This is a genomic window from Bacteroides sp. AF39-11AC (assembly GCF_003474285.1).
GTDB lineage: Bacteria > Bacteroidota > Bacteroidia > Bacteroidales > Bacteroidaceae > Bacteroides.
This window is the reverse complement of sequence record NZ_QROH01000009.1, coordinates 85175-106656: the sequence shown is the minus strand read 5'-3', so window position 1 is coordinate 106656 and position 21482 is coordinate 85175. Positions and strand designations below refer to the sequence as shown.

At 41.8% G+C, this 21482-nt stretch carries 16 protein-coding genes and 1 pseudogene; 9 read left to right on the top strand and 8 right to left on the bottom strand.

Annotation, left to right across the window (positions count from 1 at the left end; translation table 11 throughout):
• Positions 1 to 76: 76 nt before the first annotated feature.
• Positions 77 to 2665, bottom strand: coding sequence for an ATP-dependent chaperone ClpB (gene clpB, locus DW036_RS19565; protein WP_118465876.1), 2589 nt, complete (start codon positions 2663 to 2665; stop codon positions 77 to 79).
• Positions 2666 to 3247: 582 nt separating this feature from the next.
• On the opposite strand from clpB, the gene DW036_RS19560 reads away from it, so the two are divergent.
• The 6 genes from DW036_RS19560 to DW036_RS19535 all read left to right on the top strand — a co-directional run bounded on the left by DW036_RS19560 (position 3248) and on the right by DW036_RS19535 (position 7834).
• A complete protein-coding gene (locus DW036_RS19560; protein WP_118220917.1) occupies positions 3248 to 3850 on the top strand; it encodes a DUF6621 family protein in 603 nt (200 codons plus the stop codon).
• Between the two features lie 43 nt (positions 3851 to 3893).
• Positions 3894 to 4790: a LysR family transcriptional regulator gene (locus tag DW036_RS19555; protein WP_118465875.1), complete on the top strand. Its 897-nt coding sequence runs from the start codon at positions 3894 to 3896 to the stop codon at positions 4788 to 4790.
• Positions 4791 to 4885: 95 nt separating this feature from the next.
• Positions 4886 to 5896, top strand: coding sequence for a YeiH family protein (locus DW036_RS19550; RefSeq protein WP_118465874.1), 1011 nt, complete (start codon positions 4886 to 4888; stop codon positions 5894 to 5896).
• A 152-nt stretch (positions 5897 to 6048) separates the two neighbouring features.
• Positions 6049 to 6564, top strand: coding sequence for an RNA polymerase sigma factor (locus DW036_RS19545; RefSeq protein WP_118465873.1), 516 nt, complete (start codon positions 6049 to 6051; stop codon positions 6562 to 6564).
• Entirely contained in the window at positions 6545 to 7072 is a 528-nt protein-coding gene (locus DW036_RS19540; protein WP_118465872.1) for a hypothetical protein, read from the top strand. The genes DW036_RS19545 and DW036_RS19540 overlap by 20 nt, the downstream gene beginning before the upstream one ends.
• Positions 7073 to 7078: 6 nt before the next feature.
• Entirely contained in the window at positions 7079 to 7834 is a 756-nt protein-coding gene (locus DW036_RS19535; RefSeq protein ID WP_044533869.1) for a DUF4252 domain-containing protein, read from the top strand.
• A 73-nt stretch (positions 7835 to 7907) separates the two neighbouring features.
• On the opposite strand, the gene recA is transcribed toward DW036_RS19535, so the two are convergent.
• The 3 genes from recA to DW036_RS19520 form a co-directional block, all read right to left on the bottom strand.
• The gene (gene recA, locus DW036_RS19530; RefSeq protein WP_022391543.1) at positions 7908 to 8945 is read right to left on the bottom strand and encodes a recombinase RecA; all 1038 of its coding nucleotides are present in this window, start codon (positions 8943 to 8945) and stop codon (positions 7908 to 7910) included.
• A 139-nt stretch (positions 8946 to 9084) separates the two neighbouring features.
• Positions 9085 to 9531 (bottom strand): thioredoxin-dependent thiol peroxidase, encoded by a 447-nt coding sequence (bcp, locus tag DW036_RS19525; RefSeq protein ID WP_118465871.1) that lies wholly within the window; start codon positions 9529 to 9531, stop codon positions 9085 to 9087.
• Between the two features lie 41 nt (positions 9532 to 9572).
• The gene (locus DW036_RS19520) at positions 9573 to 10766 is read right to left on the bottom strand and encodes a saccharopine dehydrogenase family protein (protein WP_118465870.1); all 1194 of its coding nucleotides are present in this window, start codon (positions 10764 to 10766) and stop codon (positions 9573 to 9575) included.
• 339 nt (positions 10767 to 11105) lie between these two features.
• On the opposite strand from DW036_RS19520, the gene DW036_RS19515 reads away from it, so the two are divergent.
• On the top strand, positions 11106 to 11897 hold the full coding sequence (locus DW036_RS19515) for an META domain-containing protein (RefSeq protein ID WP_118465869.1): 792 nt from the start codon (positions 11106 to 11108) through the stop codon (positions 11895 to 11897).
• Positions 11898 to 11961: 64 nt separating this feature from the next.
• Here DW036_RS19515 and DW036_RS19510 read toward each other — a convergent pair whose 3' ends face one another.
• The 4 genes and pseudogenes from DW036_RS19510 to DW036_RS19495 all read right to left on the bottom strand — a co-directional run bounded on the left by DW036_RS19510 (position 11962) and on the right by DW036_RS19495 (position 15076).
• Positions 11962 to 12288 (bottom strand): multidrug efflux SMR transporter, encoded by a 327-nt coding sequence (locus tag DW036_RS19510; protein WP_118465868.1) that lies wholly within the window; start codon positions 12286 to 12288, stop codon positions 11962 to 11964.
• Positions 12289 to 12358: 70 nt separating this feature from the next.
• The gene (locus tag DW036_RS19505) at positions 12359 to 12922 is read right to left on the bottom strand and encodes a Crp/Fnr family transcriptional regulator (protein WP_118465867.1); all 564 of its coding nucleotides are present in this window, start codon (positions 12920 to 12922) and stop codon (positions 12359 to 12361) included.
• A gap of 207 nt (positions 12923 to 13129) precedes the next feature.
• Complete coding sequence (locus DW036_RS19500; protein ID WP_118465866.1) at positions 13130 to 13705, bottom strand: Crp/Fnr family transcriptional regulator; 576 nt, start codon at positions 13703 to 13705, stop codon at positions 13130 to 13132.
• A pseudogene (locus tag DW036_RS19495) lies at positions 13644 to 15076 on the bottom strand (MATE family efflux transporter). Before DW036_RS19495 ends, DW036_RS19500 begins: the two are co-directional and overlap by 62 nt.
• A gap of 318 nt (positions 15077 to 15394) precedes the next feature.
• On the opposite strand from DW036_RS19495, the gene dnaK reads away from it, so the two are divergent.
• A complete protein-coding gene (dnaK, locus tag DW036_RS19490; protein WP_118465864.1) occupies positions 15395 to 17314 on the top strand; it encodes a molecular chaperone DnaK in 1920 nt (639 codons plus the stop codon).
• A gap of 294 nt (positions 17315 to 17608) precedes the next feature.
• Positions 17609 to 21463: a TIM-barrel domain-containing protein gene (locus DW036_RS19485; RefSeq protein WP_118465863.1), complete on the top strand. Its 3855-nt coding sequence runs from the start codon at positions 17609 to 17611 to the stop codon at positions 21461 to 21463.
• The last annotated feature ends 19 nt before the right edge of the window (positions 21464 to 21482 follow it).

Sequence of the window (21482 nt, the reverse complement as noted above, 5' to 3'; positions counted from 1 at the left end):
AAAAGGCTGTCTTGTTAGTTCTGAAGTACATTTCATCCAGAAACAAGACAGCCTTTTTTATCTCCGTTTTTTAGGTTTAATTTTTAAATACTAACCCTTCACCGCTGGCATCGACTGTAATCGGTTTGCTACGGTCTACTTCCTGAGATAACAGCTTCTTAGACAAGTCATTCAGCAAGTAATGTTGGATAGCCCGTTTTACAGGACGAGCACCAAACTCAGGATCATATCCTACCTTCGTCAGGAATTCTATAGCTCTTTCCGTCAATATCAATTCCACACCATTTTGGGCAAGCATCTTTTGTACACCTTTTATCTGAAGTACCACAATCTGCTTGATTTCGCTTTCGGTCAGTGGCAGGAACATAATTGTTTCGTCAATACGGTTCAGGAATTCCGGGCGAATTGTCTTCTTCAACATATTCATCACTTCCTTCTTCGTTTCTTCAATTATCTGCTCCTTGTTGGTACCATTCAGCTTTTCCATCTGACTTTGGATATAAGCACTACCCATGTTAGATGTCATGATAATGATGGTATTCTTGAAGTTTACCACACGTCCTTTGTTATCCGTCAGGCGTCCGTCGTCCAATACCTGAAGTAAGATATTGAATACATCCGGATGTGCTTTCTCTATTTCGTCGAACAGTACGACTGAATAGGGCTTGCGGCGGATAGCTTCGGTTAACTGGCCACCTTCATCGTAACCTACATATCCCGGAGGCGCTCCGACCAGACGAGATACACTATGCTTTTCCTGATATTCACTCATATCGATACGCGTCATCATAGACTCGTCATCGAAGAGGAACTCGGCAAGAGCCTTGGCAAGTTCCGTTTTACCAACACCGGTAGTACCGAGGAAGATAAACGAACCAATCGGTCGCTTCGGATCTTGCAGGCCGGCACGGCTACGGCGTACAGCATCAGCGACCGCTTCGATAGCTTCATCCTGACCAATCACGCGTTGGTGAAGTTCATCTTCCAGATGCAACAATTTGTCTTTTTCACTTTGCAACATCTTGCTGACCGGAATACCTGTCCAACGGGATACAACATCTGCAATATCCTCAGCGTCTACTTCTTCCTTAATCATGGCTTTATCGCCTTGCATCATGTGAAGTTCTTTTTGAGTATCTTCGATTTCCTTGTTCAAAGCTTGTAGTTTACCATAACGGATTTCGGCTACTTTGCCGTAGTCACCTTCACGTTCCGCCTTGTCAGCTTCAAATTTAAGGTTTTCGATTTCAACCTTATTCTGTTGTATCTTGTTGACCAATGTCTTCTCACTTTGCCATTTCGCTTTGTGCGATTTTTCCTGTTCTTTCAGTTCGGCAAGTTCCTTACCGATTTGTTCCAGTTTCGGTTTGTCGTTTTCACGTTTAATGGCTTCGCGCTCAATCTCCAACTGTTTGATCTTGCGGGAAATTTCATCCAACTCTTCCGGTACGGAATCTACTTCCATACGCAACTTAGCGGCGGCTTCGTCCATCAGGTCGATAGCCTTATCCGGTAAGAAACGATCTGTGATATAACGGTTACTCAACTCCACAGCGGCAATGATGGCATCGTCTTTAATCCGTACATGGTGGTGGTTTTCATAACGTTCTTTCAGACCACGCAGGATGGAGATAGTACTCAGCGTATCCGGTTCATTGACATACACTATCTGGAAACGACGTTCCAATGCTTTGTCCTTTTCAAAGTACTTTTGATACTCGTCGAGGGTAGTTGCACCGATACTTCTCAGTTCGCCACGAGCCAGTGCAGGTTTCAGGATGTTGGCGGCATCCATAGCACCTTCACCTTTTCCGGCACCAACCAAAGTGTGGATTTCATCAATAAAGAGAATTATGTCTCCTTCTGATTTCTTCACCTCATTAATAACGGCTTTCAAACGTTCCTCAAACTCGCCTTTGTATTTAGCACCGGCAACCAATGCTCCCATATCCAGTGAATAAACTTGTTTATTCTTCAGGTTTTCAGGCACGTCACCGCGCAGAATACGATGGGCAAGCCCTTCTACAATGGCAGTCTTACCGGTACCCGGTTCACCTATTAGTATAGGATTGTTTTTGGTACGACGGCTCAGAATCTGCAATACACGCCGGATTTCTTCGTCACGGCCGATAACAGGGTCGAGCTTACCGCTTCGGGCGGCTTCGTTCAGGTTGATAGCATACTTTTCAAGTGACTGATAAGTGTCTTCACTGGATTGTGAAGTCACTTTTTCTCCTTTACGCAATTCGGTGATAGCATTACGAAGTTCACGTTCCGTCATTCCTGCATCTTTCAGGATGGTAGAAACGGTACTTTTTACAGTGAGTAATGCCAGCAGCAGATGCTCCAGTGAAACAAACTCATCACCCATTTCTTTGGAATATTGGGTAGCTTTCTGGAATACCTCATTTGTCTCGCGACTCAAGTAAGGTTCTCCGCCCGAAACTTTGGGCAAAGAGTCTGTTTGTTTGTCAAGTACAAGTGCAATCTGTTGACCATTCATGCCCAGCTTCTGGAAGATGAAGTTAGTGACGTTTTCGCCTACCTTCATTACTCCCTGCATCACATGAACCGGTTCGATGGCTTGCTGTCCACGGCTTTTGGCCAGGTTCAGTGCTTCTTGCACAGCCTCTTGCGATTTAATGGTAAAATTGTTAAAGTTCATATCTTATATCTCCTTTCTATTTTTCATTTTCAATAACACCTAAACGGGCGCAAAAGATTTGCCAATAGCCTATTTATGACAAAATTACAGTTAATAGGTGAATAATAGTGACAAAATGTCTACGTGTGTTGTCTATATAACTTTTGCCGAAACTAAGATGATATAGTGGCAAGGTTACTTCAAAATTGTACAGAAAGGAAATAATTTATTATTTTAAACAACTTATTTGTCTTAATTTCTTAATACTGAAAGGGTGTTTGCTAAACAACTGATTATCAGATGTATTATAATGATGATATCTCAGTATACGACTGAGGTAGTCTCAGTATCATACTGAGGTACCCTAAGTATCATACTGAGATACCCTAAGTATGCGACTGATCTCACAAATATATTGTTGTATAAATATTTATCATCCGTATGTGGTGCCAATGTACAAGATCATCGTCTTGCCCATGCTGGGAAAGAAAGGAAGTTAACTTGCCAACTTCTCCTCGTATCGTTTAATTTTTGAATAAATTTTATGCAGGGCTAAAAGGATTATTGTATCTTTATCCCTCAAAAAATAGAATAGAATATATTATGGCAGAAGATGTAAAGTTCGCAGAGAATGTGATACTGGTGGATGTAGCATATTTCAATGATGTGGTTAAGGACTTAAAGAGATACTTTGAATTACAGTTGGGACGCCCCTTGCAGAATATCTATGTGGAAGAATGGGCTTCTTATCTGGCACTCGATTCTGGGGTTCGTGATAAAGAAAACAATATCGGAGTACTTTTTGTACATGATGGGCAGACTGATAAATTGCTTCATTGTGATCCTGCAGATTTGAATAAAGATCTAAATGGGGTAGGGTTTACAAATCAGTTAGGTGAGTTTTCATTCACTTCTGTATCTTCTGAGGGACTTGTTTCCCGGGCGAACCTCTATCTTGATCTGCTGAATATTGCACTTGATTCTGCTGATGTGAAGCGTCTTATGCTGGTTCCGTTTATAGATGATTACGGTGCTAAACTTATGGAGGTTCTTGAAGAGCATCTAAGGGAAGCTGATCCGGAAAAATCGAAAGAAGTATTCCTTTTCAATATGGATGAACCGGCCCGTCCTCTGGGTTGCAAATGGGATTTATTGGGTTATTCCATGATGCGTGCGTTAGGCATTAAAGCCGAAGAATTGGAATAGTCCTGTTTTAATCACCTATTATTAATCCTTAATCACTAACTCCGTGTCTGATTTTCGATTAAAAGTATTTCAATCTGTGGCGAAGAATCTGAGTTTCACGAAAGCTTCGCAAGAGTTGTTTGTCAGTCAGCCTGCCATTACAAAGCATATACAAGAGTTGGAGAGTACCTATCAGGTGCGTCTGTTTGATAGGCAAGGTAGTAAAATCAGCTTGACGGAAGCTGGTAAGTTGCTGCTGGAGCATTGTGAGCGTATTCTGGAAGATTATAAGCGACTGGAATATGAAATGCATCTGCTGCATAACGAATATACGGGAGAACTGCGTTTGGGGGCCAGTACTACAATTGCTCAATACGTCTTGCCGCCATTACTTGCCAGTTTCATTAAGAAATTCCCGCAAGTAAACCTTTCGCTGATGAATGGTAATTCGCGGGAGATAGAAGCTGCTTTACAAGAGCACCGCATTGATCTGGGACTGGTGGAAGGCGTTTTTCGCTTACCCAATTTGAAATACACAACTTTTCTTGAAGATGAGCTGGTGGCTGTGATACGCACGGGAAGTAAACTGCAGGTCGGTGAAGAAATTACTCCCGAAGAATTGCTTCATATTCCTTTGGTGCTTCGTGAAAGGGGATCGGGTACATTGGATGTTTTTGAGAGGGCATTATTGCAACATAATATAAAGTTATCGTCTCTTCAGGTTTTAATGTATCTGGGCAGTACGGAAAGCATTAAACTTTTTTTGGAACATACTGATTGTATGGGTATTGTTTCCATTCGTTCCATTACCCGTGAACTCTATGCCGGACAGTTGCGTGTTGTCGAAATAAAAGATATGGCTATGCTTCGTGAATTTAGTTTTGCACAACCCCAGGGGCAGGAGAGTGGGCTCTCTCAAGTCTTTATGCAGTTTGCTACACACCATAACAACAAGTTATAGCACATAAATAGATACAATTGGTGTATATAGGTAAAGAAGCCTACCTTTGCACCCGAAAACAGAAATAATATAAATATTGATATACAAGAAAAATTATGGCTTCAATTCAAACTGCGAGTGTAAGTACTCTGGCATATCTTCAACGGAAGAACAAAATTACTTATGTGTCTTTAGTAGTGCTTTTATCAGCTTTCTTATTATTGGATTATATTCCCGGTTATTCTACTTGGGTGACACCTCCTGTCGCCTTGTTTCTGGGATTAATTTTTGCTTTGTCGAGTGGGCAGGCACATCCAAAGTTCAATAAGAAAGTATCTAAATATCTTTTGCAATATTCAGTGGTAGGACTGGGTTTCGGAATGAATCTCCAGGCATCTCTGGCTTCCGGCAAAGAAGGAATGGAGTTCACTATTATTTCAGTAGTGGGTACCATGCTTATCGGTTGGTTTATCGGTCGTAAATTTTTAAAAGTAGATCGTGATACTTCCTATCTTATCAGTTCCGGTACGGCTATTTGTGGCGGTAGTGCCATTGCCGCAGTAGGTCCTGTGTTGAGAGCGAAAGATACAGAGATGTCCGTAGCATTAGGAACTATCTTTATTCTGAACGCTATTGCACTGTTTATCTTTCCGGTTATTGGCCATGCCCTGGATATGAGCCAGCAGGAATTTGGAACATGGGCAGCAATTGCTATACATGATACGAGTTCTGTAGTGGGTGCCGGTGCTGCTTATGGCGAAGAAGCGCTGCAAATAGCTACTACTATTAAATTGACACGTGCTTTGTGGATTATTCCTCTGGCATTGATTACTTCTTTCGTCTTTAAGAGTAAGGGACAGAAAATCAGTATTCCCTGGTTTATTTTCTTCTTCATTCTGGCTATGGTATTCAATACGTATGTGTTGAGTTCCTCGGAAACCGGAATTATGATAGGAGAGGGAATTAATAGTTTGGCCAGAAAGACATTGACTATCACTCTGTTCTTTATTGGAGCTTCCCTTTCGCGTGATGTATTAAAGGCAGTGGGTATCAAACCGCTTATTCAAGGTGTGTTGCTATGGATTACAATCAGTGTAAGTACTCTGGCATATATTTATTGGTTCTAAAGAAACCACTTATTAATAAGGTGTGCGGCAGAAGTTTTTTTCTTTTGCCGCATTTTTTTTATAAAATTCATTTTCTTTGTAACAAAGTTCCGTTCCTTTACGTCTGACAAATAGATACAAGAAATAACAGGATTGAGATACAGAAAAAGCCCATGGATGCTGAAAGTTTTAAAAATGAGTTTCTGCCTTACCACCGCAAGCTGTACTGTGTAGCCTATCGGCTACTGGAGAATGCGGCCGATGCGGAGGATCTGGTTCAGGAAGCCTATCTGAAGCTATGGGATAAGCGAGAAGGATTGACGGTTATCAGCAATCCGGAAGCGTTCAGTGTCACTTTGGTAAAGAATATGTGCTTTGATTTGCTTCGTTCAGGAAAATATGTCTTATCCAAGCAGACGGTAGAATTAACTGCTGTGCAGGATATTTCTCAAAGTGATAACCTGGAAGTGCGCGATGAAGTACGGCAAGTAAAAGATATCATTGCCCACTTGCCCGAACAGCAGCAACGGATTGTGAATCTGCGTGACGTCAAAGGATGCTCTTACGAAGAGATAGAACAAGTGACCGGGTTGAATTCTACAAATGTCCGTGTACTGCTGTCTCGGGCGAGGAAAAGAATACGTGAGGAATTTAATAAATGGAATAACTATGAAAGTCGAGGAAATTGAAAGGCTGCTCGCCGAGTTTTACGAGGGGAACACTACCGAGAGCCAGGAAGAGGCGTTGAGAGATTATTTCAGAACAACGGAAGTACCTGAACATCTGCAGAAGGATAAAGAAATTTTTCTTAGCCTTTACCAAGACGCAGATAGAGATGTGGAAGTTCCTGAGGGGCTGGGGGATAAACTAAGCCTGCTGATTGATGAAAAGGCTGAGGAAGAGCAACGGTTCTTCAGTCCTAACAAGTCCAAACGCAACTGGCGGTGGATTGGAAGTGTTGCAGCTACCATATTGGTGATTATCGGCATAGGATATGGGGTTGAAAATATCGGAAGAGGTGTGTGTCCGCCTACACCGCAAGATACATTCTCTGATCCGGAAGAAGCCTATCAGGTGCTGCAAGCTACTTTAATGGAAGTTTCCACCAATCTGAACCAAGGCATTGCTCAGGTGAAGGAGACGCAGGTTGATATGAAGAAAGTAAATCAGGAAATAAAAAAAGAAATACAAAGATAAATGATTATGAAACTCAACAAAATTTTATTGGCAGGTGTGCTGCTAATGTTACCCCTGCTCTGCCAAGCGCAGAAAAATATATTCAACACCTACAATGATATGAAAGGTGTCTCTTCCGTTTATATCTCAAAGGCAATGATTGAAATGAATCCTAACCTGTTTACGAAAGATATCTATATAGGAAAGGTATCCGGTAAGTTGGATTGTGTGCAGATTCTTTCTACGATGGATAGCAATATCAAGAAAGACATGCGTAAGGATTTGCGTGCATTGGTGCAGTCCTCTAAATATGAGTTGCTGATGAAGCAGAAAGGTACCGTATCCAGTTCCGAATTTTATATTAATAGGAAAGGGGATAAAGTAAAAGAGCTGATTATGATTATTGATGGTGCTGCCAACTTGAAGTTTGTTTATCTGGAAGGCGAAATGACTTTAAAGGATATTCAGAATATCATGATGTATCAGAATACAAGTATGAATGAGGGAGGGAATGTATATCGTATCGTAGATGGTACTCTTGATTTGGCCGATTTGGGCGTTTTGAATGGTTTGCAAGGATTAGAGGGTTTACAAGGCTTGGAAGGTTTAAAGAGTCTGGAAAGCTTAAAAAGCCTGGAAAGCCTGAAAGGATTGAAGAGTTTGAAAGACTTAGGTAAATTGAAAGATAGCGAATATTTAAAGAAACAGATGGATGCCGATACCTGGAAACGATTTGAGGAAAGCATGGAGATGCTGGAAAAGCGTTTGGAAGACTTGGAATGAGGCCATCTGCTGATAGGTGTAAATAGTTTGTTGAAAGGGGGAGCCGATTCCGGTTCCCCCCTTTATTGTGAAATTATTTGTCTTTTCTAAGTGCTTCGAAAATCAATCCTTCCAGTTCTTCTGCCAGTTCCGGATTATCGGCAACCACTTGTTTGGCTGCATCACGTCCCTGTGCCAGTTTCGTTTCATTATAGCTGAACCAGGAACCGCTTTTCTTGATGATACCCAAATCTGCACCCAGATCAATGATTTCACCGGCGCGGGAAATACCTTCACCGAACATGATATCAAATTCTGCTCTACGGAAAGGAGGTGCCACTTTGTTTTTTACTACTTTTACTTTAGTCTGCTTGCCTAATACTTCGTCACCATTCTTGATAGCCTGACTTCCGCGAATATCCAGACGTACCGAAGCATAGAACTTTAAGGCATTACCACCAGTAGTTGTTTCAGGATTACCAAACATAACGCCAATCTTTTCACGCAACTGATTGATGAAGATACATGTGGTACGTGTCTTGCTTACGGCTGCTGTTAGTTTACGCAATGCTTGAGACATCAGACGGGCTTGCAAACCAACCTTATTGTCACCCATGTCACCTTCGATTTCAGCTTTTGGAGTCAGAGCAGCTACAGAGTCTACAACGATAATATCGATTGCAGAAGAACGGATCAGCTGTTCTGCAATTTCTAGAGCTTGTTCTCCATTGTCCGGTTGAGAAATCAATAAGTTGTCTACATCTACACCCAACTTGGCAGCATAGAAACGGTCGAATGCATGTTCTGCATCAATGAATGCGGCAATGCCACCTGCTTTTTGTGCTTCGGCAATGGCATGGATAGCCAGAGTCGTTTTACCGGAAGATTCCGGACCATAAATTTCAATAATACGTCCGCGGGGATAGCCGCCAACGCCGAGTGCTACATTCAGTCCGATAGAGCCTGAGGGGATTACTTCTACTTGTTCGACGCTTTCGTCTCCCATTTTCATGATAGAACCCTTGCCGAAGCTCTTTTCTATCTTGTCCATAGCTGCCTGCAAAGCTTTCAGCTTTTCGCTTGGTGCTATTTTATTTTCGTTCTCAAAATTAAGTTCGTCTTTCTTTGCCATCTTTATGTTTACGATTTTACGAATTACGATTCAAATTAGTTTATTTACAATTCTACTATTTACGATATTTATTTAGCGATTTACGATTTTAGTCTACCTCACAATATCTAACTTCAATCGTAAATCTTCAAATCGTACCTTACAGGATTTGTGCGGCGTGGTCTTTGGTTTTTACTTCCTTCGGCGTGATAATTCGCTCTATCACTCCTTCTTCATTTATAATGAAGGTGGTGCGGAAAGTACCCATATACTTACGTCCGTACATACTCTTTTCTCCCCATACTCCGAATTGCTCTACGAGTTTCTTGTCCGTATCTGCAATCAGCGGAAAGGGTAGATCATTTTTCTCTATAAATTTCTGGTGCGACTTTTCATTATCCACGCTTACACCAATTACCTCGTAACCGGCTTTGCGTAGTTCAGAATAGTTATCGCGCAGGTTGCAGGCCTGTGCCGTACATCCCGAAGTCATATCTTTAGGATAGAAATAAAGAACTATCTTTTTTCCTTTATAGTTGCTGAGGCGGATTTCTTCGCCTTTTTCATTGATGCCCAGTACTTCGGGCGCTTTATCTCCGACTTGCATAGTGCATTTAAATTTAAAAATAAAAAAATAAGAATGAAGATTTATACTTCCAAATCTTTATCAAACACCTCATGCCACGGCAATCCTTGTTTGTTTAATTGTTCCATGAACGGGTCCGGATTAAACTCTTCCACGTTCCATACCCCCGGCTTCTTCCATAGTCCTTTGAGGAACATCATGGCACCTATCATGGCAGGAACACCTGTTGTATAGCTTACCCCTTGCATACCGGTTTCCTTATAGGCTTCCTGGTGGCTGCAATTATTGTAAACGTAGTAAGTGCGTTCTTTACCATCTTTCAGACCACGGATACGGCAACCGATGGAAGTTTCTCCTTCGTAATTTTCACCCAGGTCTTGCGGGTTGGGCAATACGGCTTTCAGGAATTGTAACGGAACAATCTTCACTCCGTTATAATCCACTTCGTCGATGCGCGCCATACCAATATTTTGGATTACTCGCAGGTGAGTCAGATATTCCTGACCGAAAGTCATCCAGAAACGTGCACGTTTAATGGTTGGGAAGTTTTTCACCAAAGATTCCAATTCTTCGTGATATAAAAGATAAGAGTCACGTGGTCCGATATTCGGGTACGTCAGATCTTTATGGATTTCCAGAGGTTGAGTAGTTACCCATTCTCCATTTTCGTAATAACGTCCGTTCTGTGTGATCTCACGGATGTTGATTTCCGGATTGAAATTCGTGGCAAATGCCTTGTGATGATTGCCTGCATTACAGTCTACAATATCCAGATACTGCATTTCATCAAAATAATGCTTGGCAGCATAGGCAGTATAAATGCCACTTACACCCGGGTCGAAACCGCAACCCAGGATAGCGGTCAATCCGGCATCCTCAAAACGTTTCTTGTATGCCCATTGCCAACTGTATTCAAAGTGAGCCACATCTTTTGGTTCATAGTTGGCGGTGTCCAGGTAATTAACTCCGCTTTTGAGGCAAGCTTCCATAATGGTAAGATCCTGATAAGGGAGTGCTACGTTTATGACGATTTCGGGTTTGAAGCTATTAAAGAGAGCTACCAGTTCATCTACATTGTCGGCATCCACCTGTGCGGTCTGTATGTTAGGGTTACCGATTGCTTTTACGATAGCGTCGCATTTGGACTTTGTGCGGCTGGCAATCATAATCTCAGTGAATACATCCGGATTTTGAGCCACCTTGTGTGCAACGACGGTACCTACACCGCCTGCACCGATAATAAGAACTTTACCCATTTCTTTTAATAACAAATTACGAGTTACAAATTATAAACTAAAGGACGGAATCTTTCCGTCTCCATTTCATGATAAAAAGTATGTTTCCCTTGACGGGGAACTTCTTTTTTATTGGTGAGCAAATATAGGGTTTAATTCGCAGATAAACATTAAAATCCTACTAAATACTTTTTAGAAAAAGCCTCTATTTCTAAACAAACTGCTTGTATTTGGGTTATTTTACATATATTTTCTTACTATGAATATAGGCTATACCTTGGCATCATGCAAATAAATTTGCTTATAAGCCTAGTTTGCACTATATTTGCCCCGTAAAATTAACTTAAACAACGAATAACAATGAAGAAAGTTTTGTTTTCTTTCTGTATGGCAGGGGCTTTGGTAGCTCTGTCATCTTGTCGCTCGTCCAAGGATGCTGCGACACTATCCTCCATCAGTGGTGAATGGAATATTATTGAAATAAATGGTGCTGCTGTAGTGCCTGCTCCTAATCAGGAATTCCCTTTTATCGGTTTTGATACAGCTACCGGAAAAGTATTCGGTAACAGTGGTTGCAATCGTATGATGGGTTCGTTTGATGTGAATGCTAAACCTGGTACAATTGATCTCGGTGCCATGGCAAGCACACGCATGGCTTGTCCGGATATGGCCTTGGAACAAAACGTTTTGTCTGCTTTAGGACAAGTGAAAAAATATAAAAAACTGGGCAAGGAGAACATTGCCTTGTGCGGTTCGTCTAATCGCCCTATTATTGTATTACAAAAGAAAGCTTCTACTGTGAAATTATCAGATTTGAGTGGTAAGTGGATGATTTCTGAAGCCGGTGGTCAGGCCATTCCCGAAGGTATGGAGAAGCAACCGTTCATTGAATTTAATCTTTCAGAGAAGAGAATACACGGTAATGCCGGTTGTAATCTTATTAACGGTGGATTTGTTGCAGATAATGAGAATTCCTCTGCTATCTCTTTCCCGCAGCTTATCAGTACGATGATGGCTTGTCCGGATATGGAAGTAGAAGGTCGTGTGATGAAAGCGCTGAATGAAGTAAAGTCTTTCGGTAAGCTGGCAGGCGGCGGTATCGGACTTTATGATGCAGACAATACGCTGGTGATGGTGTTGGTGAAGAAGTAATCCGTAAAAACTGAATATAGAAAAACGGGATGTCAATATCTAATTGGCATCCCGTTTTTTAGTTTTAATGAGAAACAACTTTTAAGCCGATGATCGAACCGATCAACGTTACAATGAAAAGTAATCTCCATACGGTAGCAGGCTCTTTGAATATCAGTATGCCTGCTAATACAGTTCCCACTGCACCTATTCCCGTCCACACTGCATAAGCCGTACCAATAGGCAGGGTTTGTGTTGCTTTTATCAGTAAGAACATGCTTATACTCATAGATATTAAGAAACCGGTGAACCACCAGTACATTTCACTGCCTGTTGTTTCTTTTACCTTGCCCATGCACGATGTAAATGCTACTTCGAACAATCCGGCTACAATCAAATATATCCAACTCATAACTTTCGTTTTTTTGTGCAAAGTTCATGAATTGTTTTGACTTGTTATTTAACAAATGATAAAAAGTGATTTACCTGAATTTGGCCCGGATACGGCTTAAGCTGACTTGGGTAATGCCAAGGTAAGAAGCTATATAACCTAATTGTACTCTTTGCAACAGATCTGGAGTATGATTCATCAGGTCCCTATAACGTTCCAGAGATGTTTTGAATTGTCTGCCGATAAATCTTTCCTCTGTTTTTAACAGTTCCTGTTCTGCAAATTCTCTTCCCCAATTAGCAATGTGTATGTCCTTGCTGAATAGTTCATGCAAGGATTGTTTTTTCATTTCGTATAGTTCACATTCCTCCAGAAGCTCTATATTCTCATAGCCTCTTTGGTTGGATACATAACTTTTCATTGAGACTACTGTGTCGCCTTCGCGTCCGAACCAGAATGTAATCTCATTGTCAGCTAACTCTGTATAAGCGCGGACAATACCTTTCTTGATGAAGTATATTTTGGTTTCCACTTTATCTGCTTTAAATAAAATATGTCCTTTGGGATAAGTAACTTCAGAAATAATCTCTTTTAACGTATTCTTTGACGTTTCCGGGAGTTTGCCTATATGATCAATAATCTGATTTATATCCATATGAGTACTGTTTTATATCTTTTTTCATGGTGTCCGATTCATACCTGAAACATATCAGGTCCGTACCCGAACCGTACCTACTCCGTACCTGCTCCGTATAAAGGTACCTCTGAGTGGAGAATGTACGGAGCAGGTACGGAGTAAGTACGGTTCGGGTATGGAGTTGATAGGGGAAGAAGTGGTTAAACCTATAATGGTTCTATGGGGTTATCTTCTTCTTTTTAATCCTGCCCGTATTCTGCTCAATGACTGTGGAGTAATGTATAGATACGATGCCAGATGTTTCAATGGAACATATTGCAATAGTTCCGGGTTCTCTTCCATCAAGGTTAGGTAACGTTCTTTGGCACTTGGAGTACCATATGCCAATGTGTAGCTGTCAATGAATAGAATTTCCTGTTCAAAGATTTTCCGACCGAAGTTGGATAACTCTATGGAACTATTGAAGAGCTCTTCTAAATCTGGTTTGGCAATACAGTAAGCAGTACTTTCATTCACAGATTCGATGTTTACCTGTGAAATTTCATTATTGACATATCCCCAGGACGAAAAGGCTATTTCACCTGTTCCGGCAAACCATAGAGAACTTTCTGTTCCGTCTATCATATAATAAGCACGCCAAATACCTTTCTTAAGAATGTAGAAGTTGATATTCCGTTCTCCCTCTTTCACAATTAACTCTCCTTTGCCGAAATGATATTCTGTCATGTGTGACAAAAGTTCATGCAGGCTTTTTTCCGGAAGTCTGTATCTTTGGCAGAATTTCTTTATCATCGTTTCCATGTGGCAAAGATACTATATTTTTTTGCACTCCCTTTTCGCTCTTATATAAATAATAAGAATGAAAAGGGTGGTTAGTAACTCAGCTAAAGGAGTTGCCAGCCAAATGCCCGGGTTGCCAAAGAGCAGAGGAAGTACAAAGAAACAGGCCGTTAGCAGAACGACCCCACGTAATAAGGTAATGATAGTGGCATAGCGTGCCCGTTCTACACTTTGGAAATATCCGATAGATACGATATTGATGGCAAAGAAAATAAATCCGGTAGCATACAAAGGAAGTCCCTTACTGGCTATCTCATAGGCCGGATAACTGCGGTCGATGAACATGGAAACAATTTCTGAACTGAACAGGGCGGTTATGAATGCAAAAATAGCACCGCAACCGATGGCTGTTTTCAGCGCCAACAAGTAGGCACGGCGGACACGAGCAGTTTCATGTAGTCCGTGGTTATAGCTGATAATGGGCTGAGCGGATTGTGCAATGGCATTGTACACCATAAATATAATAGGAAAGAAGTAACACGCGATGCTGAACGCTGCTACACCTTCTTCCTGCAAATAATGGATAAATACTATATTTCCGACGAACATCATACAAGCAATAGCTACTTCGCACAGGAATGCAGAAGACCCCAAACGGCACATATATCCTACGTTGCGGCGGGTCAGCTGTATACTTTTATGAGTGAGTTTTACAGGGTAAAAGCGTAAGGCGCATTTGCGACGGGAAAGGTAGATGATTATCATTAATGCACCCACTGTAGTACCGATAGCACTGGCTATGGCTGCACCGAACATACCCCATCCGAAAGGGAAGATAAAGAGGTAATCAAGCATGATATTCAGAACGGCAGCTACCACATTGCACATCATGGCAAAGTTGGGTGAACCGTCCAAACGCAGGAAAAACATTCCCGAGTTAAGCAAGGCAGTGAACACCGAGAAGGGAACAAACCAAAGCATATACTCTACTGCCAGTGGAGTCAGGCGCTCAGAACCACCTAAAAGATGCACTACTTGTGGAGCAAATGAACAAAATAATGTAGAGGTACATATCAGCAATAGTGAAGATACAGCTATAGACTGTGTGATATTGATGCGGGCAGCTTTTACTTTTCCGTGTGATAAATGAATAGATGCCACAACGGATGCTCCTACACCAAACATTAATCCGATGCCGGTGGAGAATAACCAGAGTGGGGCTACTATATTTACTGCTGCCAGGGCATCACTACCAATACCTTTTCCAACGAATATCCCGTCTGTAATGACAAATAATGCAGAAAATATCATTCCAAGTACGGTAGGAAGTAATAATTTGCGGAACAGTGCCGCGATGTCTGTGTTTTTAAAATCAATGCTATCTCTTTCCATGATATATTAGTTACGAGCTACAAATTACGAGCTACGAGTGGCTACGCTATGATGCCGAAAGGCACTTGTAGCTTGTCACTTGTAGCTCTCAGCTTTTTCGCCGACAAAAGTAGTGCTTTTACCTGAAGGAGCGATTAACAAATGGTAATTTTCGACAGAAAAAAGGAGATATATTCTGCCAAACTGACAGCCTTTCTGCCAACCTATAAAATTACAACCTCTCTGAACATTTTGGCACGACGTTTGTCTTTTTATTGGCGTCTGCTGCTAAGGCAGGCGACTGAAACTTGAATAATAACAAATAAAATATTAAAGATCATGGGAAAAATTATTGGTATTGACTTAGGAACTACAAACTCTTGTGTTTCTGTATTCGAAGGAAACGAACCTGTAGTAATTGCAAATAGTGAAGGAAAACGCACTACTCCGTCTATCGTAGCATTCGTTGACGGTGGTGAGCGCAAAGTGGGTGACCCTGCAAAACGTCAGGCTATCACGAACCCGACAAGAACCGTATCCTCAATCAAACGTTTCATGGGTGAAAGTTGGGATCAGGTTCAGAAAGAAATTGCCCGTATGCCTTATAAGGTTGTTAAGGGTGACAACAACATGCCGCGTGTAGATATTGACGGACGTCTTTATACTCCGCAGGAAATTTCAGCTATGATTCTTCAGAAAATGAAGAAAACTGCTGAGGATTATTTGGGACAAGAAGTTACGGAAGCTGTAATTACCGTTCCGGCTTACTTCTCCGATTCTCAGCGTCAGGCAACAAAAGAAGCCGGTCAGATTGCTGGTCTGGAAGTGAAACGTATCGTGAACGAACCGACAGCTGCTGCTTTGGCTTACGGTATCGATAAAGCGAACAAAGATATGAAGGTTGCCGTATTTGACCTTGGTGGTGGTACATTCGATATCTCTATCCTTGAATTCGGTGGCGGTGTATTCGAAGTATTGTCAACAAACGGTGATACTCACTTGGGGGGTGACGACTTTGACCAGGTAATCATCACTTGGTTGGTAGATGAATTCAAGAATGACGAAGGTGCCGACCTGACTCAGGACCCGATGGCTATGCAACGTCTGAAAGAAGCTGCTGAAAAAGCTAAGATTGAATTGTCTTCTTCTACAAGTACTGAAATTAACTTGCCGTACATTATGCCGGTAGGTGGTGTACCTAAGCACTTGGTTAAGACTTTAACTCGTGCTAAGTTCGAAGCTTTGGCTCATACTTTGATTCAGGCTTGTCTGGAACCGTGTAAGAAGGCTATGTCTGATGCTGGTTTGAGCAATTCTGATATTGACGAAGTAATCCTTGTAGGTGGTTCTTCACGTATACCGGCTGTACAGAAGTTGGTTGAAGATTTCTTCGGTAAAGCTCCTTCTAAAGGTGTAAATCCGGATGAAGTAGTAGCCGTAGGTGCTGCTGTACAAGGGGCCGTGTTGACGGATGAAATTAAGGGTGTGGTATTGCTGGATGTTACTCCGCTGTCTATGGGTATCGAAACTCTGGGTGGTGTAATGACTAAGTTGATCGATGCTAACACTACTATTCCGTGCAAGAAGAGCGAAACGTTCTCTACTGCTGCTGATAACCAGAGCGAAGTAACGATCCATGTATTGCAAGGAGAGCGTCCGATGGCTGCTCAAAATAAGTCAATCGGTCAGTTTAACCTGTCAGGTATTGCTCCGGCTCGTCGTGGTGTTCCTCAGATTGAGGTAACGTTCGATATCGATGCTAACGGTATCTTGAAGGTATCTGCTAAGGATAAGGCTACAGGTAAAGAGCAAGCTATCCGTATCGAAGCTTCCAGCGGTTTGAGCAAAGAAGAAATTGAAAAGATGAAGGCTGAAGCTGAAGCTAATGCAGAAGCTGATAAGAAAGAACGTGAAAAGATTGACAAGCTGAATCAGGCTGACTCAATGATCTTCACTACTGAAAATCAGTTGAAAGAATTGGGTGACAAGCTGCCGGCTGACAAGAAAGCTCCGATTGAAGCTGCTTTGCAGAAATTGAAAGATGCTCATAAGGCACAGGATCTGGCTGCTGTTGATACTGCTATGGCAGAACTGAATACTGCATTCCAGGCTGCAAGTGCTGAAATGTATGCACAGAGCGGTGCTCAAGGTGGTGCTCAGGCTGGTCCTGATATGAATGCCGGACAAGCTGGTGGTGCTCAGGATAGTGGTAAGCATGGCGACAACGTGCAAGATGCAGATTTCGAAGAAGTCAAGTAAGTTCGGTAGATAAACGAATAATATATTATAAGAAAAGAGTTGTAGGTTAACTACTTACAACTCTTTTTTTGTCTATATGCGATTGAAGGGTTGTGATTTCTTTATTGGAGTTTGGTCTTTATTTTATTTTTAAAGTATGCGCGATATTTTAGGTCTACAATTTCGGATAGGTTTAAAAACTAAGTATCTTTGCAAAGTGCGTTCGGAAAGATTACTTTTTGAGTATCCTCTTTTTCATACTTATAGCGAATACTCTTAGCTTGAAAAACATTCATAACCTTATAAAGAAAAAACATGAAGAAATCACTCAATCACTCTGGGAAGTTGACAGCATTGGTATTTGCTTCCTTCCTATGTTTTATGCTGCCTTATCTGTCTGCGTATGCAGTAGAAGAAAACTACACCGGAATACCGCAACAAGAAACTTTAATTGTTGATGTTGTGAAAATCAATCCAACTACAGTTGACATCTTGTTTTCCAATCACCAGCGTATGACGCTCGACTTTTATGGAGAAAATATTTTCAGAGTGTTCCAGGATAATTCAGGTGGGATGCTCCGTGATCCGAAAGCAAAGCCTGAAGCTAAAATTCTCGTGGACCAACCACGTAGAGGTGTATCTCAATTGGATATTAAAAATAATGGTGACTTTTTCTCGATTACCAGCGGAAAAATAAAAGTAGAGTTTGATAAGAGCACCGCATTGATGAAAGTCATAAACCTCAAAACTGGAGCTACTGTGCTGGAAGAGGCTGAGCCTGTTCTTTTTGATAAAGAAAGAGTTACCTTGAAACTGAAAGAAGACCTTCAGGAATATTTTTATGGGGGTGGTGTACAAAACGGCCGTTTCTCACACAAAGGCAAGACCATTTCTATTGAAAACCAAAATAGCTGGACAGATGGGGGAGTAGCATCTCCCAATCCATATTATTGGTCAACAAATGGTTACGGCCTGATGTGGTACACTTTTAAAAGAGGGGTTTACGATTTTGGCAGAGAAGAAAAGAGGATTGTGAAACTGTTTCACGAAACAAACTATCTTGATATCTTCATTATGGTTAATGATGGTGCCATATCCTTGCTGAACGATTATTACCAGTTGACAGGTAACCCCGTACTGATGCCGAAATTCGGTTTCTATCAAGGACACCTGAATGCCTATAATCGTGACTATTGGAAAGAGGACGAAAATGGCATCCTGTTTGAGGATGGGAAGCGTTACAAAGAAAGTCAAAAAGATAATAGTGGTATTAAAGAATCGTTGAATGGAGAGAAAGATAATTATCAGTTTTCGGCGCGTGCTGTAATAGACCGATACAAGAATCATGATATGCCGCTGGGGTGGCTGTTGCCTAATGATGGTTATGGAGCTGGTTATGGTCAGACAGAAACGCTGGACGGTAACATTCAAAACTTGAAGAACCTGACAGATTATGCTCGTAAGAATGGTGTGGAAATCGGCTTATGGACACAGTCCGATCTCCATCCAAAGGAAGGTATCAGTGCCTTGTTGCAGCGTGACATTGTAAAGGAAGTGAGGGATGCAGGCGTGCGCGTACTGAAAACCGATGTTGCCTGGGTAGGTGCCGGATATTCCTTTGGATTGAATGGTATTACAGACGTAGCACAGATTATGACTTACTATGGTAATGATGCCCGTCCCTTTATTATTTCCCTTGATGGTTGGGCGGGTACGCAGCGTTATGCCGGTATATGGTCGGGCGACCAGACAGGAGGAGTCTGGGAATATATTCGTTTTCATATTCCTACTTATATAGGTTCAGGTTTGTCGGGTAATCCTAATATCTGTTCTGATATGGACGGTATCTTCGGAGGAAAGAATTCGGTAGTCAATACCAGAGACTTCCAGTGGAAAACCTTTACACCCATGCAGTTGAATATGGACGGATGGGGAGCTAATGAAAAGTATCCTCATGCTTTGGGCGAACCGGTCACTTCTATCAATCGATGGTATTTGAAGCTGAAATCAGAAATCATGCCTTATGCTTACAGTATTGCCAAAGAATCGGTGAACGGTTTGCCTATGATACGGGCTATGTTTTTGCAATATCCCAATACCTACACATTGGGTAAGGCTACGCAATATCAGTTCCTTTATGGGCCCTATTTCTTGGTGGCGCCTATTTACCAGGCTACCAAGGCAGATGAGCAAGGCAATGATATTCGTAATGGCATTTATCTCCCTGAAGGAGAATGGGTCGATTACTTCTCCGGTGAAGTATATCAGGGGGGACGTGTTATTAATAACTATGCTTCACCACTCTGGAAATTACCTGTATTTGTGAAGAATGGAGCCATTATTCCTATGACACTCCCTAATAATAATGTCAGCGAAGTAGACAAAAAACTGCGTATATATGAACTCTACCCCTATGGGCAGAGCACATTCACTGAGTATGACGATGATGGAGTGACTGAAGAATACCGCTTGGGTAAGGGGGTAAGTACATTAATTGAATCTAATGTCGACGCTAAAGGTGAGGCTATAGTTACTATTCATCCGGCTCAAGGTGATTTTAATGGTTTTATAAAAGAAAAGGCTACCGAGTTCAGGATCAATGTTACTGAAAAGCCTAAGAAGATTTCGGTAACTATTGGTAAGAACAAGATTAAACTTACAGAAGCAAGCAGTATGGATGAGTATCTTCAGAAAGAAAATGTTTACTTCTACGATGCCCAGCCCAGTCTGAATAAGTTTGCTACCAAGGGCAGTGAGTTTGAGAAAGAAGTTATCACGAAGAATCCACAGCTTCTCGTCAAGTTGGCTGCTTCCGATATTACGGTAGCTCCGACACTATTGAAGGTAAAGGGGGTTGTATTTAAACCGGCGAATAACTATCTGGTAACCTCGGGTTCGCTGGTTGCTCCAAAGGCACAGGTAACTGATGAAAATACGGCTGCCTACACCCTGAAGCCTACTTGGAATACAGTACAAAATGCAGACTATTACGAAATAGAGCTTAATGGTACGACCTATAGCACTATCAAAGACGCAGAACTGTTATTTGATGGTCTGAATGTGGAGACTACTTATGACTTTAAGATACGTGCTGTGAATAAAGATGGATATTCCGATTGGTCAACATTCAGTGCTACCACCCAAAAAGATCCGTTGGAGTTTGCCATACATGGCATTGTGGGTGAGACTACTGCTGACAACCAGGGCCGTTCGCTTCGCCGTCTGTTCGATTTTGAAGAAGGAGAGTTATGGCATACCAAGTACAATGAAAAAGCAGTTCCCTTCGACTTGGTTATGGACTTGAAGTCTATCAATCAGGTTGAAAAGTTCCATTACTTGCCTCGTGAGAATGCAGGAAACGGAACGTTGCTGAAGGGTACCGTTTATTGTAGTATGGATAAGGAGAACTGGACTGAAGCAGGAACCTTCGACTGGAAGCGTGATAATGAAGTGAAAGTATTCACCTTCGCTGAAGCTCCTACTGTTCGTTATATCAAGATGAGTATTACCGAGGCTGTAGGTAATTATGGTTCGGGACAAGAGATTTATGTCTTCCGGGTACCTGAAACGGAAAGTTACCTGCCCGGCGACATCAACAATGATAAGTTGGTTGATGAAAACGATTTGACTTCTTACATTAACTATACAGGATTGAGGCGTGGCGATGCCGACTTTGAAGGATATATCAGCAATGGCGACCTGAATCGTAATGGTCTGATAGATGCCTACGATATCTCTGTTGTTGCTACGCAACTGGATGGTGGTGCTGATGCCATAAGAGGTGAGAAGGTGGAAGGAAAGCTTGACATCAGCACATCGAAACAAACTTATGCCAAGGATGAACTTGTTGAGGTATTGGTGAAAGGCACCGGTCTGCGTTTTGTGAATGCCCTCAGTTTTGCATTAGCTTACGATCCTGCCGACTACGAATTTGTAGGTATACAGCCATTAGGTATGAAAAAAATGGAAAACCTGACTAATGACAGGCTTCATACCAACGGCACCAAGTCATTGTACCCCACGTTCGTAAACATCGGGGAACACGAGTCGCTTGAAGGTGACAGCGACCTGTTTGTCATTAAGCTTAAGGCCAAACGGAAAGTCACCTTCAAACTGACAGCAACAGATGGATACCTAGTGGACAAGTTGCTGAATGTGCATACGTTTTAAGAAGAAACGAATGATAGGA